This is a genomic window from Algiphilus aromaticivorans DG1253 (assembly GCF_000733765.1).
GTDB classification, from domain to species: Bacteria; Pseudomonadota; Gammaproteobacteria; order Nevskiales; family Nevskiaceae; genus Algiphilus; species Algiphilus aromaticivorans.
In genome coordinates this window covers 862,633-876,804 of the sequence record NZ_JPOG01000001.1, presented here as the reverse complement: position 1 = coordinate 876,804, position 14,172 = coordinate 862,633, and the positions used below count along the sequence as shown (strand labels likewise).

The following is a 14,172-nucleotide window of genomic DNA, read 5'->3' as shown; positions in this document are numbered from 1 at the left end:
GACCGGAAGCGCGAGCGCTCTGGGAAGGCAGCGCGCTTGCCGTATCGGTGGGGGCAGCTGGCGCTTCCAGCGTCATGACGGTGTCGTAAACCATGCAGAGGGCTCCTTGCGCGCGCCCAAGCACGCGCTGATTACCGCGGATCAGGAAAGCTTCGAGATCAAGCGCTGAGCGCCAGTGGCTGAGCGATGCCGCGCAAGCGAGCGGGCGGAATGCCCATGGCCTCTCGGTACTTGGCGACGGTGCGCCGCGCCACGCGGATGCCGCGCTCGGCCAGACAGGCCGCGATGGCGGCGTCATCCATGGGTGCGCCCGGGCGCTCACTGCTGATGAAGCGTCGAACCAGAGCCCGCGCCGCGCCGTTGGAGGCGGCACAGCCAACCCCGAAGCCAGCACCGAAGAAGTGCTTGAGCTCGAAGATGCCGCGCGGCGTGGCCACGTACTTGCCGCGCGTGACGCGCGATACGGTGGACTCGTGCACGCCCACTTCGCCGGCGATCTCGCGCAGCATCAGCGGCGTCAGCGCCTCGTCGCCGTCGGCCAGAAAAGCGAACTGGCGACGGAAGATGGCGTGCGCCACACGCAGCAGGGTGTCGGCCCGCTGCTCCAGGCCGCGCAGCAGCCAGCGCGCTTCCTGCAGCTGATCACGCATGGCGCCCTGACCGGGGCCGGCGGCTTCCACCGCGCGCGCATAGACCGGATTCACACGCAGGCGCGGCGTCGCAAATTCGGAGAGCGTCACCGTCCAGCGACCATCGACGGGCGCTACCACGACGTCGGGATAGACCGGAGCGCCCTCGGTGGTCGCGCGGCCCGGGTGCGGATCGAGACGACGCAGGCAGGCCAGCGCCTCGGCGAGCGCGGCGTCATCCATGCGCAGGCGGCGCTGCACGGTCGTGATCTCGCGTCCGGCCAGGCGTTCGAGACCGGCGTCGACCAGGCGACGCGCGTCGCGCACGGCCGGGCTGTCTGCCATCGCATCCAGCTGCAGGCGGAAGGACTCCGCCAGATCGCGCGCAGCGAAGCCGGGCGGCGCCAGCTTGCGGATCAGAGCCAGGGCCGAAACCAGCTCGCCGGTGGGGTGGCCGCTGGCGCAAGCCAGCTCGTGCAGATCGCTTTCCAGCCATCCGCGCTCGTCGATCGCCGCCAGCACGGTGAATGCCGCAGCGAGCTGCTGAGCACTGCCGCACTCCAGCGGCAGATCGCGCGTCAACTGCGCCATCGGCGACTGCGGCTCCGGCTGCGCCACCGGTGCCGGCGCGTCAAAGCGCTCGGCGCCGCCGGCCATGGGGCTGTAGCTCTCATCCCAGTTGGAATCCAGCGCCAGCTCGCTAGCGCTGTCTTCGCCATCCGCGTCGAGGGAATCATCCTCGGCGTCCTCTTCGGCGACATCGAACTCCAGCATCACGTTGCTGGCGAGCCACTGCGCAACCTCGGTCTCGAGATCCTCGGCGCTGAGACCGAGCAAGCGGATCTGACGCGCGAGCTGCGGCGTCACCGTGGTGCGGTTGCTGCTCTGCTGGACGGCATTCATCGGCATGGCGTTCCCCTCAGGCTCTTATCGATGCTTGTCTAAACCCCGTCGCGGGGCGAGCGACGAATTCCCGTCGCGGAATGCATCATTGGCTAAGGGACGTCAGGCGCCTACCGGGGATATCCTGAACCGTGTAAGGGTTTCTCCGATACCTGAACCAGCGTACCGCGAGGGAAGGTGCTATACCTCGACCCGACCCTGCAAAGCCATGACGAGAAGCTCGTGACTGCTGCGCGCACCGAGCTGCTGCATGAGACGCGCGCGGTGGGTCTCCACGGTCTTGACGCCGATACCGAGCACCTCGGCGATCTCGCGCACGGTCATGCCATTGGCGAGCAATTCCAGCACCTGACGCTGACGTGCCGGCAACTCAGCGACCGCACTGCGATCGTTGCCTTTGGCGCGCGCCCCAACCAGCTCACCGACGAGATCCGCGGGCAGCCAGCTGTGCCCCTGGTCCAACTGCCGCAGCGCTTCCATGCAGCGCTCGCTATCGGCATCCGCCTTGACGACGCCGGTCACGCCGTGCTGAAGCCCGAGGCGCACGGTCTCGCGATACTCGGAAGCGAGTAGGAGAACGGAGGCGGAAGGGTGCGCGCGCCGGATGCGGTCGAGGCGATCCACCATCAGCGCAACACTGATGCTCATGCCGTCGAGCATGAACAGCTTCGCGCTGGTCGTGCGCAGCGCGCGCATGAAACCGCTGCCCGAGGGCAAGACGTCTACTCGAGAGACACCCTTCTGCGCACGCAGGCCGGCGGCGACCAAGTCGGCCACCGACTGATGCGGGAAAACAATGGCGATGCGCAAGCGGCTGATGCCCCCGACAGAACCCAGACGATGCCGATCATAGTCGCAGCGAAGGCGCGTGGAACGCCAATCCGCCCAGCTGTTCAGCTTGTGCGACGGGCGGCGATCTCGCGTCGGTGAAGTCGGAAAAGCAGCTGGCTGTAGAGTTCTGCGGTGGCCGCATCGGGTGCGTCCAGCGTGCAATCCAGGCGATCACCGTCAGCAGTGCAGCGCACGGGCAACGGCAGCGGCAAGGGCAGCCCGTCGAGACAGTAGAGCAGCAACCACCGCCGTTCATCGCCGCTATCGCTGCCGTCCGTCTCCAACAGCAGACGGTCCGAGTGGAGCTCAACCGACCGGTTAGGCGGTAAGGGCCGATGAACGGCGAGCAGTTCCGCGCCCATCCAGAGCAGCAGATCGAGCTTGGTGTGCAATCTGCGCGCGGCTTCGCTGGTGGCGCCGGTTTCGGCGTCGGATTCCTCGCTCTCCTGGACGCCGCCCAGTCCGCCGATGTCGATCAGCCGTCGCAGTAGCGAGACGAAGGGCGTCGGCGCCTCGTCCTGCCGCGGCTGGAACGCCAGCGGCATGCGCGCGCGCGCGGTCAGAGCGGTGTCAGGCATCGGCGTAGGCGCGCGCTACGCGCCGGCTGCCCTGCATGCGGGCGAGCTCGGTACGCGTGTCCTCGCGCAGGCTGGCGACGTGGGCCATCAAGCCCTGATAGACATCCAGCCACTCGCGCATGCCTTCCGGCGCCAGACGCCCCTCGGCGTGCGCGCTGCGCAGTTGCTCGCCATTGGACTGCGCCAGCGCCAGTGCGCCCGCGAAGTCGCCCCCTTGCAGGGCGGCGCCCAGACGCGCGGCCAGCTCGGTCGGACCGCTCACGCCGCGGCTCCGGCCTGCATCGGCAAGGCATCCCAGGCCGACTTGATCTCGCCGATGAGCGCGGCGACCTCGGCGTAGGCGTCGTCATCCGCACGGCGGTTGCCGGTGAAGACCCGCTGCACGCAGTAGCTGTAGAGGCCACGCAGGCGCTCGGCGATGTCACCACCAGCCTGCACGTCCAGAATTCCGTCGAGATAGCCGAGGATTTCGATGATGCGAGTGGAAGCCTGACCGCGCGCGGCTGCGTCACCTTCGACCAGCGCGCGGCGCGCGACGGCGATGCGGGTCAGCGCACCATCCAGCAGGCAGGCAACCAGCTGCTGCGGTGACTGCTCGTTGGCGGCGGCAAGGGGACCGGAGCGACCGTAATCCTGCATGGCTCGGGCGTAGGCGACGGACATGATGTGTTCTCGCTGGTGGACCTGTTCAGGCTATCGGCTGCGCGCGCGCCGACTTTAGAAGCCTGTGCTGCCCAGCTGCTGGGCGAGGAAATTGCTGTCCTGCTGCATCTGCGCCATCAGCGTGTCGAGTGCGGCGAACTGGCTGCGCAGACGGCGCTCGACCTGCTCGAGCCGGCGATCCAGTGCTTCACGATCGCTGGAAGCCCGCTCCAAACGGCTGTCGAGGGCCTCCTTGCGCGAAGCGATGAGGCCATCACTGCCCAGATATCCGCTAAGACGACTGTCGGCGCGCCCGGCCAGCCCCTGCCCGCCTAGCAATGCCGCCACGCCTTCGGGATCGTCGGCCAGCGCCGTATCGAAAGCGCTGCGGTCGAAGCTGAGCTTGCCGCTGGTATCGCTGCTGATACCGAGTTGCACCAGCGCCTGCAACTCACTGCCTTCGGCGCCGGTGACATTGCGCATATCGCGCAGCGCCGACGTCAAGCCGCGCGCTGCGGCGTCACCCTGCAGCGGCCCGGCCGATCCCGATTCAGGGTTGTAGCGGGTCTGCCCGGCCATCAGCTCGCGGCTGTCGTTGTAGGCCTTGACGAAGGCCGCGACGGCCCCGGCCAAGGCGTCATCGTCACGAGTGACCATGGTGGCCACCGTCTCGCCGGGCGCGGCGCTGCTGACGTCGATGCTGACGCCATCCAGCACGTCGACGAAGCTGTTGGTGGCGCTGTTCAGCTGCACGCCGTCGACATGAATCACTGCATCACGCGCCGCGGCGATCTGCTCAAGACCGTCGGTAACAGGATCGCCGGTGTACTGCAGAGCTGCCAACCCGCCGTCGCCACCGCTGGCAGTGACGGTCATGGTGTTCGCCGCGCCGGTTTCCTCGGCGGCGAGCACCAGATAGGCGCCGTTGCTACCGTTGATGACGCTGGCACGGATGCCCGGATTGTCGCCGGCGTCGTTGATCGCGCGGGCAATTTCCGCCGGTGTTCCCTCTCCCGCAGCGACCGCGACATCGAAGCTTTCGCCACCCAGCGACAAGGTCAGCGTGCCGTTGCCCAGGCTGGTCTCGGCATCCAGCGCCGTCGAGCGCAGCTTCTGCGCCCCCGCGATGGCCTCGACCTCGACATCGAAGGTGCTCTCAGCTGCGCTGGCACCGGCAGTGATCGAAAAGGCCGCGCCTTCCGGCACCACCGCCTTCATGGCGCGACCAGCGACTGCGTCCTCCAACGCCTTGGCGGCGTTCTGCAGCGCGCTCATGCTGCTGTTGACGGCGTCGAAGGCCTTGTTTTCCTGGTTGGCGCGGGCCTCGACACGATTGATGCGCTGGATAGGGCCCTGCCGCTCGGCCTGCACAAGCTGGGTAACCATCGATTCCAGATCGAGACCCGATCCGATACCGGCAAATGTCGTAGCCATGAGGCGTACTCCGAGTGTTCCTGGTGACGATTCCTAGACCCTTGCATCCACCGTGCCGCCACGAGACTCGGCGATCATATCGGCGACGCGCAGCAGCACTTCGCTGGGAATCTGACGGACGACCTCGCCAGTGGCGGGGTCGCTGAAGCGGATGACGACACGCTCGTGAGCCTGATCGACCTCGAAACGGACGTCGGCCGGCGACGCGCTTTGCGGCACGGCCTCCGGCGTAGCGGGTTGCGCTACCGGCTGCGCCGCGGCCGGCGCAGCCGGTAGCGCGGGCGGCATGCCCTGCGCCATGCGCGGGGCCTCGGCCGGGAAACGCTCGATGGATGTGATTTCGTTCATTGCTCTCTACTCCTGGCCGGAGATGCCGGCACGAGACAAAACGGGGGCCGAGTTGCCTCGACCCCCGTCTCGGGACTACGGATACCTGTGCACCGCCGCTTCCATTAACGGAGGAGGCTGAGCACGTTCTGCGGCGCGGCATTGGCCTGGGCCAGCATCGCCGTACCGGCCTGCTGCAGGATCTGACCGCGGCTCAGGCTGGCCGTCTCGGAGGCGAAGTCGGCGTCCTGAATCCGCGAGCGGGAAGCCGTCAGGTTCTCGCTGTTGGTCTGCAGGTTGGCTACCACCGACTCGAAGCGGCTCTGCAGCGCACCCAGATCGGCGCGGGCCCCGTTGACCGTCTGAAGCGCGCTGTCCATCAGCTTGATGGCGGTCTGGGCGCCGGCGAAGTTGGCAACCGTCAGCGTGTCGATACCGGTGCTGGTCGTGGCCGAGCCGATGGTGGCATTCGCGTAGCCAGTGATGGTGGCGTCATCGGCCGCACCGGCCACCACAACCCCTGCCTCGCTGTTCAGCGTCAGATCACCGGTGGCGGCGTCGTAGGAAGCGCCCACACCCGTCTGCTGCGAAACCTCGTTGATGGCGTTGGCCAACTGCCCGGCACGCTCGGCGGTGCTGCCGGCAGCGGAGAGCGCGCCGATGTCGACGCCGTTGATGGTGAGGTCACCGGCCGACAAGGCGGTGCCGAAGCCGGTCAGGGTGGATGCCGCAACCGTCAGACCGGCATCGTTGTTCGCCGACACCGAACCGATGTCGCCGGTGTTGACGTCAGCCAGCGAGGCGATGGTGATGGTCTCGCCGGCATTGGCACCGACCTGGAACTGCGCACCGGTGAAGCTGCCATCGAGGAGCTTGACGCCGTTGAAGCTGGTGTTGTCGGCGACGCGGTTGACCTCGGAGAGCAGCTGGCTGACTTCCGCCTGCAGGGCGTCGCGATCGGACTGCGAGTTCGTCGCATTCGAGGACTGCACGGCCAGTTCGCGGATGCGCTGCAGGTTGTTGGTGACTTCGTTGAGCGCGCCTTCGGCGGTCTGCGACAGCGAGATGCCGTCATTGGCGTTGCGCACGGCCTGGTTCATGCCGCGAATCTGCGTGCTGAAGCGCTCGGAAATGGCGAGGCCGGCGGCGTCGTCCTTGGCGCTGTTGATGCGCATACCCGAGGACAGACGCTCCATCGAGGTGGCCAGCGAGGACTGCGAGGCCGACACGTTGCGCTGCGCGGTGAGCGACATGACATTGGTGTTGATCGAAAGCATGGCGAAGACTCCTGTGGTGGCTCTGGGCCTATAGCGGGCCCGGCGTGCCGGGCAGTGGTGGGGCGCCAGCGGCGCCTTCGATTCCGCTATCGGCCCCCCGCGCCCCACGTTGAGCCCCGCCCGGTCACCGCTCGCCTCAGCGGTCGTCCGCGACCGACGAGCGGTTGCCGAAGCCGCTCAGCCCGCCGCCAGCGGTACCACACCCGACAGCGCATAGCCCTGCGCCAGGGTCACGCCCCGCCGAAGCAGCTCCGCCTTGGCCGCCTCGTTCTCAACGCCCTCGGCGACCACCAAGCCGTCCATTTCGCGCATAGCCGCGCAGGCCGCATCGAGCAGATGCCGGTAGACCGGCTCGCTCTCAAGATGCATGACGGTGCGGCCCTCGATCTTGATGCCATCGGGACGCAGCAGACGCAGGGTCTCGAAGGCGTCGAAGCCGGTGCCGAAATCGTCAAGCCAGATACCGTGGCCGCGGTGTCGCAGCGCGCTCACCAACGGCGCATTCGCCAGCGCGTTGCCGGCAACGCCCCCCTCCGCAATCTCGAAGTTCAAGCGCTCTGCGCCCAGGCCGGCTGCATCGAGCAGCATCATCGCCTCCGCCTCGAAACAGGGATCGGTGATCGAGGCGGCGGAGAGATTGATCCAGAGTGGTCCTTCGGGAGCGTGTCCGGCAGCTACGGCATCCACCACGCTGGCGAGCACGAAGCGGTCGATCTGCGGCATCAAGCCCAGGCGCCGCGCCGCCGGCAGGAAGTGCTCCGGTATCACGAGTTCACCGTCCTCCCGCCGGAAGCGCAGCAGGATCTCGTGGCCGTGCACCTTGCCGTCGGCAAGCGAGACGATGGCCTGCTGCTGCAGCACGAGCCGGTCGGCCTCCCCGGACAGCGCCGCCTGCAGCTGGTTGGCCCAATCCATCTCGCGCCGCATGCGGCGAACACCGGCGTCGCGCTCGTGAGAAACGTGCACACGGTTGCCACCGTCGTGCTTGGCGACATAGCAGGCGGTATCGGCACGCGCCAGCGTCTCGTCGACACTGGCGCCGACCGCGGTCACACCCACGCTCAGGGTCACTCCAAAGCGGCGCTCACCGAACTCGAAACGAAAGGCCCGGGCACTCTCCAGCAGCTTGCCGGCAATGATCTTCGCATCCTCCAGCGTGCAATCGAGAAGCAGCGCCGCGAATTCATCGCCACCCAGCCGTGCCAGCTGATCGCCGGAGCGCAGGCGGCGACGCAGCAGACGCGAGAGGTCCACCAGCATACGATCGCCCGCGCTATGGCCGCAGGTGTCGTTGACGATCTTGAAGTGATCGAAGTCGAAGTAGATCAGGGCGTGCTGGCGCGACGACAGATCACCGCTATCGGCGACGCTGTCACTGCATTCATCGAGAGAGTCCTCGAAGGCGCGGCGATTGAGCAGCCCAGTCAGCGGATCATGCCGGGCCTGATGCGCCCAGCGCGCGCTGAGTTGGCTGGCGTCGGAGACATCCTGGACAACGAAGACGCAGCCCAGCACGCCACCGTCGCGCCCCATCATCGGCTTCAGCGTGTAGCGCACCGGAATGAGGGCGCCACCGGTGGCGGCGAGGCGCGGAAAAGGATCGGCATCGACTTCGACACCCAAACGCAACAGATGGTCCACCGGATCGGGAAGCGGGTCGTCGCCCTCCTGTGCATGCAGCGTCACGCATGCGCCGAAGCGCTGACCGACCAGGGAGTTGCGCGGCCGGCCGAGCAGCGCGCAGGCGGCGTCGTTGACGTAGCTGATGACACCGCTCGCATCGGTACGCACAACACCGTCGCCGATCGCGGCGAGGGTTACCTGCGCCAGTTCCTTGGCCTCGAAGAGCGCCTCCTCGGCGCGACGGCGCGCCGATACATCCTGGATCTGGGCGATGAAATAGAGCGGCGCGCCCTCGGTGTCGCGCGCGATGTTCACATCCAGCTGCACATGCACCCAGTGGCTGGCGCGATGCCGATAGCGCTTGAACAAGCGGTAGCCGCGCCGCTTGCCGGCCACCGTGTCCTCGGCCAGCTGGCGGCCAACTTCGAGGTCGTCAGGATGGCTGATCTCTCGCCAGCCCATGCGCAGCAGCTCTTCCTGGTCGTAACCGAGCAGGCTGCAGAGCGCATGGTTCACCTTCAGAAAGCTGCCATCGAGGTCGACCAGGGCCTTACCGGTGGGCGCCAGATCGAAGCTCAAGCGCAGTCGTTCCTCCGATTCCAGAAGCGCACCGCGCGCCACCTGGCGCTCGGTGAGGTCGCGACCTTCCGCGATGAGCAGGCTGCCCGCGCCCGCGTCACCCACGACCGGCTTGATGGAGAAGTCGATCTCGGCGCGCGCGCTCGCGCAACCGGCAATGGTTTCCTCGTAGCGCACCAGCTCACCCTGCCGCGCACGCTGCAAGGCCTCGCGCACGCGCTGCGCAGCAGCCGCGCTGTAGGCGAACCAGGGCGTGTCCCAGACGCGCTTGCCGATTACCGACTCGCGCGCCACGCCGGCGAAGGCCAGCGCGGCATCGTTGACGTCCAGCACCCAGCCATCGCGGTGTACTACGGCCATGAACTGGTAGGTGGAGTTGAATACCGCTCGATAGCGGTGATCAAGATCGCCGAATTCCGAGGAGGCTTCGGATGAAGCTTCAGCTTCGTGTCGCGGAGTAGATGCAGTCATGGCCGATTCTTTAGGCAGCGGACGACCAACCGACAATGCAGTCGCAACCATATCCGGGCACGCCCGACCCGCAAGACGGTAGCGGCGCTCCGACTAGCGGATGAGATCGAAGAGCGAACCGCGCTGGACCTGGAGATAGCTCTGCTGGGCTGCCGTCAGGCGATTCCCGGCCTGAGCGACCTCCGTTACGGCCTTGGCGATGTCGGTATCCATCAGCTTCGAGCGCGCAGCGGTGAGCTGGTCGCGCTCGGCGACGCCGACATCGGCCGCCTGCTCGACGGCAGACAGGCGCGCGCCAATGCGCCCGCGTGCCAGCGACAACGCATCCAGGCGCAGGTCCAGCGCGTCAAGGGAATCGGCGATTCCGGTCGCACGCAGGGTCGCGTCCGGCTCGGCCAGGGCGGCACGCAGACCGTCGACAGCATCCACGACGTTGCTGCCATCGCTACCGAAGACGCGGCTGCCGGGCTCGCCGTCGATGACGCTGGCGTTCTCGCTGATCGCGATGCGGCGCGCGCCGGAGTCGCCAGCGTAGCGCAGGCTGCCGTCGCCGGCTACCGTGAAGGCCTCACCCTCAGCCGTGCCGGCGAAAAGCGCCCGCCCGGCGCCGTCAGTGGCATTCATGGACTGCATCAGCTGCTCGCGGATCTGTGCGAGCTCGGTGTCCAGCGCCTGACGATCGGTGGCCGAAAGCGCCGGGCTGTTGCCCTGCACGGCGATCTCGCGGACGCGGTCGAGCACGTCGCGCGTCTCGGCGATGCGCGTCTCGGCCAGCGACAGTCGCTGGGTGGCGCGCTCACCGGAGCGCGCGAAGCTCTCCAGCTGCGCCTCGCGTGCAGCCATGCGCGCCGCGCTGGAAAAGGCACTGGGATCCTCGCCGGCGCGCTGGATGCGCTCGCCGCTGGAAAGCTGCTCCTGGCCGCGCGCCAGATCGGTCTGTGCCTGCTGCATGGCCGCAACGGCCTGGCGAAAAATGGTCTCGGAAGCGATGCGCATGCCTTATCTCCGAACGGCCGCGAGCAGGGACTGAAAGAGATCGTCGGCCACCGCGATGACCTTGGATGCGGCCTGGTAGGCCTGCTGCAGACGCAGCAGATTCGCGGCCTCCTCGTCGAGATTGACGCCGGAGACGGCGCTCGCCGCGGCCTCATCGGCCGCCATCAAACGCTCGAAACCGTCGCGCGAGGCCTCAGCCTGACGGCTGACGACGCCGCCGCTGGCCACCAGGTCGGCGTAACCGCCGGCAGGCGTAGAGCCGGAAGCCGTCAGCGGCATGCTGGCCAGCGCCGCCAAGCGGCTGGCGCCGGCGTTGTCGCCGCTGTTCGCGCCGGTGGGCGTCAGCTGGATGCGATCGCCGGCCTCCGCGCGTCCGGCGAGCTGCAGGGACCAGCCCGGCCCGTCAATGCGGCCGTCACCGCCGAGGGTCTGCAAGGCGCCGCCATCGATGCGATAGCTGTTCGGATCATCGAATACGATCTCGGCCGGCGCACGCGCGCCGGGGTTGCTGGCGTCGGTGGTTTCCAGCGCGCGCAGCTCCAGCGTGCCGGCATTGGCCGCATCCTGCGTCGGCGCCAGCGCACCGGCGGCCGCGATCTGGCGCGCGCCGATACTGCTGGTCTGCAGCCCGGCGAGCGCGTCGGCACCCGGGCGCAACCGGAAGCGGTCGCCCTCGGCGGGCGTTCCGGAGACGGTGACAGCCACGCCGCCAATACGCAGTGGGTCGGCCGCACTGCCACTGCCCGAAAGAGACTGCCCCTGCCCGCCGCTGCTGATCTGCCAGGCGCCGCCGCTGTAGCGCAGCGTGAAGCCGCCTTCGGGCAGCGGGGCATCGCCCGCGATGCTCGCGGCCAGCGTGGCACCGCCCGTATTGGCGGCATTCGGCACGGCGCCAAGCGCTCCCAGCCGGAACAGCGGCGCACCGGCGGCACCGTCGAGATCGGTGCCGGCGGCCTGCGCGGCATTGACTGCGGTGGCGAGGTCGCCGACCAGCGCGCCGAGCCGATCGCGCGCCGGGTCGATAATCTGGCCACGCGCAGAGAAGAGCCCGCCCAGCTCGCCGCCACTGGGGGCTGCAATCGGTATGCTGCCGTTGCCGCCACCCACAGTCAGCCGCTGGCGCGAAGGGTCGGACGGGTCGGACTGCATCTGTAGGCGACCGGGCTGCGCACCGAGCAGCAGCGCATGCCCGTCGCGGGTATAGACATTGAGCTGGTCGCCGTCCTGCAACGTCGTGCGGATGCCGATGCGCTCCGACAGCTGTCGAGTCAGCCGATCGCGCTCGTCACGCAGATCGTTGACGCTGCCTGCGCCGGCGGCGATGTCGCGGTTGACGCGCGCCATCTGCGCGATCAGGTCATTGGCTTCTTCGACCACACTGGCGGCGCGCTGGTCGATCTCGCCGTCGAGGCGATTCAGCGCCGAGGACAGCGCGCCGGCACGGCTGGTGAGGCTCTCGGCGCTGCCCAAGAGCACTTCGCGCGCGGCCAGGCTGTTCGGCTCGGCCGCCACATCCTGTGCGGCAGCGAAAAACTCGCTGATGGCGCCCGACATGCCGGTGTCGGCGTCGGACATCAGCCGATCGACGCGCGCGGCGATATCGGCCAGCCGTCCGCTCGCGGCCAGGCCACTGCTGTCGTCGACTAGGCGGCTGTTGGCGTAGACGTCGGTCATGCGCTCGACACCGGTAACGGTGACACCCGAGCCGAAAGGCGAGCCGGCAACCTGTGCCGACAGGCCCACCCGCTGGCGCGAGTAGCCCTCGACCCCCGCATTGGCAACGTTGTGCGAAGTCGTGCTCAGCGAGCGCTGGTAGGCCAGCAGCGCCGAGGTGCCGATACGCAGCATGTCGCTCATAGTCTCTGCTCCCTCGGCTCCGGCGGTGCCGGCGAGGCATCAAGTGCGGCATCCAGAAGCGACGAGCGGTAGACGCGCGACAGCTTGTCGGCATAGCCGGGGTCGGTAGCGTAGCCGGCTTCGGCCAGCCCATTCAGGAAAGCCTCGCCGTCGCTATTGGCGAGCGCGCCGGTGTAGCGCGGGTTGGAGCGCAGGAAGTCGACATAGTCGCTGAAGGCGCGCGCCGGGCCATCGTAATCACGGAAGGCTTCGCGCCGGGGCTGCAGCGCGCCATCCTCGAATTCAAGCGTGGCGCGCGTGGCACTCGGCCCCTGCCAACGGCTGTCGGCCTTGATGCCGAAGAAGTTGTCCCCGGGCGCGTACGCGCCCCAGCCCGACTCCAGCGCGGCGTGGGCAACGACCGCGCGCAGGGGCACTCCCAGCGCGGCAGCTGCGGCCTCGGCGTGCGGACGGATGCGCTCGACGAAGTTGCGCGGATTGCCGGCACCGCCGGCGCCGCTTGCCGGCGCCGCTGCCACTGGGGCGGCGCGCCGGGCTTCGATGCGATGCTCGGGCAGCTTCATGCCCACCTTATCGGCTGTCGCCGCGGCGTCTTGAATACCACCGCGCTTCAGCTGCGCGACCAGCTGCTCGGCCAGCCCCAGGCCCTTGCCGCTGCGCGACAGCGCCTGCGCCAGTTCGCCATCCATCATCGCGCGCCAGGTTTCGGCGTGCTTGCCGGCGTCGTCCGGGCCGAGGCTCACCGAGCGCATGGCCGACAGCATCTGCGTCGTGAGCAGCGCCTCGAACTGACGCGCAACTTCAGGCAATGCGGCATCCGGGTCGGCGACGGCCTGACGGCGCAATGCGTCTAGATTGGCGCCGTTGGCCGGCATGGCATTGGCTGCGGCCGGATTCATGCTCAGATCACCACCAGCTCGGCGCGCAGCGCACCGACGCGCTTGAGAGCTTCGAGGATGGCGATGAGATCGCCCGGTGCCGCGCCCACCTCGTTGACCGCGCGCACCAGATCGGACAGCGTCACACCCGGGTCGAAGAGGAACATGCGGCTGTCCTCCTCCTCGACGCGGATGCGGCTCTCGGGCACGACTACGGTCTCGCCGTCACTGAAGGCATTGGGCTGCGACACGCCGAAGGATTCGGAGATGGTCACGCTCAGCGAGCCATGCGCCACCGCCGCCGGCGACACGCGCACATTCGAACCAATGACGATGGTGCCGGTGCGACTGTTGACCACCACCCGCGCCGCCGCCTGCCCCGGGTCGACCTCCATCGTCTCCAGCTCGGCCATGAAGCGCACGCGCCGGGAGGCGTCGCGCGGTGCGGCGACGCGCACCGAGACGGCGTCGAGCGCCTCGGCCGTGCCGGCGCCGTAGACGGCGTTGAGCGACTCGGTAATGCGCGCAGCCGTGGTGAAATCGGCACTGTGCAGATTCAGCGTGATGTGATCGCCAGGGTCAGTGGTACTGGCTACGGCGCGCTCAACGATGGCACCGCCGGGAATGCGGCCTGCCGAAGGCACGTTCACCGACACCCGCGAGCCGTCGCGCCCGGAGACACCGAAGCCGCCGACGACGAGGCTGCCCTGGGCCATGGCGTAGACCTGGCCGTCCGGCCCCTTGAGCGGCGTCATCAAAAGCGAACCGCCGCGCAGGCTGCCAGCGTTGGCCAGTGAGCTGACGGTAATGTCGATGGTCTGACCCGGCTTGGCGAAAGCAGGCAGCTCGGCGTGCACCGCCACGGCGGCGACATTCTTGAGCTGCGGATTGACATCCGGCGGGATAGTCACGCCGAGCTGGGTGAGCAGGCTCTTCAGCGACTGCACGGTGAAGCGCGCCTGGCTGGTCTGGTCACCGGTGCCGTCGAGGCCGACCACCAGACCGTAGCCGATGAGCTGGTTGGCGCGCACGCCCTCGACGTCGGCCAGATCCTTGAGGCGATCGGCGTGCGCGGCCGAGGCCACGACCAGCATCGCGATCAGGGCCAGCGCCAGATAGAAGCTGCGGTGCTTGGACATTGCCGTCA

At 68.2% G+C, this 14,172-nt stretch carries 13 protein-coding genes; all 13 read right to left on the bottom strand.

The genetic code is table 11. From position 1 onward, the window contains the following. Window positions 1-158 precede the first annotated feature (158 nt). Window positions 159-1,538 (bottom strand): RNA polymerase factor sigma-54, encoded by a 1,380-nt coding sequence (gene rpoN / locus U743_RS19465; protein ID WP_084191348.1) that lies wholly within the window; start codon window positions 1,536-1,538, stop codon window positions 159-161. Between the two features lie 174 nt (window positions 1,539-1,712). Further along, window positions 1,713-2,342: a response regulator transcription factor gene (locus U743_RS04040; protein WP_043765699.1), complete on the bottom strand. Its 630-nt coding sequence runs from the start codon at window positions 2,340-2,342 to the stop codon at window positions 1,713-1,715. A gap of 83 nt (window positions 2,343-2,425) precedes the next feature. After that, entirely contained in the window at window positions 2,426-2,941 is a 516-nt protein-coding gene (locus tag U743_RS04035; protein ID WP_043765697.1) for a PilZ domain-containing protein, read from the bottom strand. Then, window positions 2,934-3,203, bottom strand: coding sequence for a hypothetical protein (locus tag U743_RS04030; protein ID WP_043765695.1), 270 nt, complete (start codon window positions 3,201-3,203; stop codon window positions 2,934-2,936). The genes U743_RS04035 and U743_RS04030 overlap by 8 nt, the downstream gene beginning before the upstream one ends. Then, window positions 3,200-3,604, bottom strand: a complete 405-nt coding sequence (gene fliS / locus U743_RS04025) for a flagellar export chaperone FliS (RefSeq protein WP_043765693.1) — start codon at window positions 3,602-3,604, stop codon at window positions 3,200-3,202. Before fliS ends, U743_RS04030 begins: the two co-directional genes overlap by 4 nt. Before the next feature lie 54 nt (window positions 3,605-3,658). Next, window positions 3,659-5,017 (bottom strand): flagellar filament capping protein FliD, encoded by a 1,359-nt coding sequence (fliD, locus tag U743_RS04020; protein ID WP_043765692.1) that lies wholly within the window; start codon window positions 5,015-5,017, stop codon window positions 3,659-3,661. Between the two features lie 33 nt (window positions 5,018-5,050). Then, complete coding sequence (locus tag U743_RS04015; RefSeq protein WP_043765690.1) at window positions 5,051-5,365, bottom strand: flagellar protein FlaG; 315 nt, start codon at window positions 5,363-5,365, stop codon at window positions 5,051-5,053. 104 nt (window positions 5,366-5,469) lie between these two features. Continuing rightward, on the bottom strand, window positions 5,470-6,621 hold the full coding sequence (locus tag U743_RS04010; RefSeq protein ID WP_043765687.1) for a flagellin: 1,152 nt from the start codon (window positions 6,619-6,621) through the stop codon (window positions 5,470-5,472). A 177-nt stretch (window positions 6,622-6,798) separates the two neighbouring features. Further along, window positions 6,799-9,294, bottom strand: coding sequence for an EAL domain-containing protein (locus U743_RS04005; RefSeq protein WP_043765685.1), 2,496 nt, complete (start codon window positions 9,292-9,294; stop codon window positions 6,799-6,801). 93 nt (window positions 9,295-9,387) lie between these two features. Further along, entirely contained in the window at window positions 9,388-10,290 is a 903-nt protein-coding gene (gene flgL, locus U743_RS04000) for a flagellar hook-associated protein FlgL (protein ID WP_043765683.1), read from the bottom strand. Between the two features lie 3 nt (window positions 10,291-10,293). Continuing rightward, complete coding sequence (gene flgK, locus U743_RS17915; RefSeq protein WP_052367502.1) at window positions 10,294-12,147, bottom strand: flagellar hook-associated protein FlgK; 1,854 nt, start codon at window positions 12,145-12,147, stop codon at window positions 10,294-10,296. Continuing rightward, window positions 12,144-13,046, bottom strand: a complete 903-nt coding sequence (gene flgJ, locus U743_RS03990) for a flagellar assembly peptidoglycan hydrolase FlgJ (RefSeq protein ID WP_052367501.1) — start codon at window positions 13,044-13,046, stop codon at window positions 12,144-12,146. The genes flgK and flgJ overlap by 4 nt, the downstream gene beginning before the upstream one ends. Before the next feature lie 2 nt (window positions 13,047-13,048). Then, entirely contained in the window at window positions 13,049-14,164 is a 1,116-nt protein-coding gene (locus tag U743_RS03985) for a flagellar basal body P-ring protein FlgI (protein WP_043765681.1), read from the bottom strand. Window positions 14,165-14,172 lie beyond the last annotated feature (8 nt).